Source organism: Verrucomicrobiota bacterium, from assembly GCA_016871535.1.
Taxonomy (GTDB): domain Bacteria; phylum Verrucomicrobiota; class Verrucomicrobiia; order Limisphaerales; family SIBE01; genus VHCZ01.
Genome location: VHCZ01000432.1, coordinates 1 through 2507, shown reverse-complemented (window position 1 = coordinate 2507; position 2507 = coordinate 1). Strand labels below are relative to the sequence as shown.

At 56.6% G+C, this 2507-nt stretch carries 5 protein-coding genes; all 5 read left to right on the top strand.

From position 1 onward, the window contains the following. Positions 1-205: 205 nt before the first annotated feature. The 5 genes from FJ398_27230 to FJ398_27210 all read left to right on the top strand — a co-directional run bounded on the left by FJ398_27230 (position 206) and on the right by FJ398_27210 (position 2276). Positions 206-385: a hypothetical protein gene (locus FJ398_27230; GenBank protein MBM3841571.1), complete on the top strand. Its 180-nt coding sequence runs from the start codon at positions 206-208 to the stop codon at positions 383-385. A gap of 46 nt (positions 386-431) precedes the next feature. Then, positions 432-656 (top strand): hypothetical protein, encoded by a 225-nt coding sequence (locus FJ398_27225; GenBank protein ID MBM3841570.1) that lies wholly within the window; start codon positions 432-434, stop codon positions 654-656. Continuing rightward, the gene (locus FJ398_27220; protein MBM3841569.1) at positions 641-931 is read left to right on the top strand and encodes a type II toxin-antitoxin system RelE/ParE family toxin; all 291 of its coding nucleotides are present in this window, start codon (positions 641-643) and stop codon (positions 929-931) included. Before FJ398_27225 ends, FJ398_27220 begins: the two co-directional genes overlap by 16 nt. Positions 932-1497: 566 nt before the next feature. Continuing rightward, the gene (locus FJ398_27215) at positions 1498-1752 is read left to right on the top strand and encodes an AbrB/MazE/SpoVT family DNA-binding domain-containing protein (protein MBM3841568.1); all 255 of its coding nucleotides are present in this window, start codon (positions 1498-1500) and stop codon (positions 1750-1752) included. Beyond that, entirely contained in the window at positions 1749-2276 is a 528-nt protein-coding gene (locus FJ398_27210; GenBank protein MBM3841567.1) for a putative toxin-antitoxin system toxin component, PIN family, read from the top strand. The genes FJ398_27215 and FJ398_27210 overlap by 4 nt, the downstream gene beginning before the upstream one ends. The last annotated feature ends 231 nt before the right edge of the window (positions 2277-2507 follow it).

Here is a 2507-nt window from a genome sequence, read left to right as displayed (position 1 = left end):
ATCTCGTCGCTCACGCACTGGCTCATGGGCACACGGTGGTAACGCAAGAGGTGGCTGCAGCTCATCAACCAAGAAGATCAAGATTCCCAATGCTTGCATTGGAGTCGGCGTTAAATGAGTAAGCCCTTACGAAATGCTTCGCAACGAAAAGGCGAGGTTCGTCCTTGGGACGTGACAGCATTGGTATCAAACGCGATTCAAAGGCTTGGGCGAAATCAGCCCGAAAGAATTCGCGCATTTCATCGGCAAGGAAATACGCCTGAGCAAAGTCGAATACGCGCCGAAGCCCGAGCACATGCCACGGTTGAACTTCTGCATGGGCAAGAACACGCCCGATCGGAAGGATTACATCATGGAAAAGCTTGTCGGGCCGCTGGAGGAGTGATTTTGTCTTTTGCCAAACGAGGGGCGGCACGTTAGTTTTTCATCGCATGAGCACGTTGGCTGAAATCCAAGAGGCGGTCGCCCAACTTCCTTACAAAGAGCGGAAGGCCTTGCAGATATGGCTCAATTCTCAAACCGAGCCCGAGATGACCGCCCAAGAGGAAGGATGCTTGTTGCGGTCGCTGGACGAAGCGATGCGCGACATTGACGCCAGCAAAGGCGTTTCGATGGACGAGGTTCGCAATCGCGTCCGCTCATGGGCTGCAGGATAATTTTCTCGCCGCTAGCCATCGCGGACCTGGAATCCGCCGTTCGTTTCATTGCCAAGGACAACCCGGACGCTGCCGTGCGCGTGGGCAATGCGCTGATTGACCGAGTTGCGATTTTGGAGAATTTCCCTCTCATTGGCTCGCGGTATCCAAAGCGTCCTGGTGTCCGCAAACTGGTTTCCCGCCCTTACATCATCTACTACCGGCCAAGGCTCGAAGAAAACTGCGTGGACATCCTGCGCTACTGGCACGGGGCGCGGAGTGAGCCGGAGTTATGACGGCTGTCGCAGGCCCGAGATCACACGATTCAAAGGCCTCGGCGAAATCAGCCCAATGAAATTCGCGCAATTGTCGAGCTTCATGAACTCGTCATTGAGCTTTTCGCGCTCGGCGTCCGTCAAGTGGTTGCAGCGGGCGCGATACTTCGCGCCTACCCTTGTGCCGACAGACTCTTTTTCGACCTGCGCTTTCTTCCTCTTTATGGCGTACCCATAGCAGGCGTGGCGGAAATTTCGAAGGCGCAAGTTGAACCGCGAAACAAACGAACCACACGAAAACGATTCAGCCGCGACGGAACGCAAAGGCCGCAAAGAATTTCAACCCGTGATTGACGCTGATTCGCGCCGATGCTCCAACGGAGCAAAAGAGAATAGCCCGAGTTGGAGCAACGCGACTACCCTGGGTCCACGTCCCACCAAATAATTCCCCCTCTCCTCCTCGAACGTGGAGAGGGCCGGGTTGAGGAGTCGAATTAACCGCGAAACCCACAGCCCTTTGTTTTCACCCCGAAAACACCGCGTCCACGGCGTTGACGGGCTTTGTCCGGCCGAATAAGGTCACGTCCATGAAGGCGATGACGATGACGTTGACCGAAAAACGGCAATCCGTTTTTCCGCAGGACTGGTGCAAGCGCCAGGGTCTTGAAAGAGGGGGGATCGTCAACGTGTTTGAAGTTGGCGACGCGCTGGTGATCGAACCCGTCAAGCCGCCGCCGCCCGCTCTGGTGAAGAAGCTCTTGTCCCAACCCCCCGCAGGCCGCCACACCGCAAAGCAGGCCGCCGCCATCGTTGAACGCGCGCTCCGCAGAGTTCGGAGGTGAATCTCACCGTCATTGATACCGGCGTGTTCGTAGCCGGCGTATTCTGGCGCAGCGAACCCCACCGACGCCTCAAAGCTTGGTTGAACGGCCTCCTTTGCCCTGTCGTTTCTGATGACATCTTCGCCGAATACGAGCGACTGCTTCACGAAGTCAAGGTCGAGGAAGGTTTCGACACCGATGTTGAGTCGTGGTTGGACACGACGCGGAGTTCCGCTCTTTGGGTGACGCCAGTCAAGTTCGACGAGCCGGTTTGCCGCGATCCAAAGGACGACAAATTCATCGAAGCGGCGCTGGTCGCGGGCGCGCGAACACTCATCGCGCGTGATCCCGACCTGACCGTTTTGCACAAGCCATTCGGAATCGAAATCCTGACGCCTCGCGCCTGGCTGTCTCGACTTCCGCGTGGGCAACGACGCTTGCTGGACGGAACCATAGGGGCGAACGGAGAAACTGTTCGCCTTTTTCTTCTCAGCCGCGAAGGAACACAAAGGCCGCAAAGAATTTCAACCGCTGATTGCCGCTGATTCACGCTGACGGACTTGCGCTGAAGGCGCAACGGAATTAGCCCCGGGTTGGAGCAACGCGACACCCTGGGTTCACGTCCCACAAAATAATTCTCCCTCTCCTCCTCGAACGAGGAGAGAGCCGGGGTGAGGTGTCGAATTCAACGCAAAGTCGCCAAGGCGCAAAGATTGTTCTGTTACGCCATCAGCCCGGACTCTTGGAAGCTGTAATAACCTTTCTTGCCGACAATT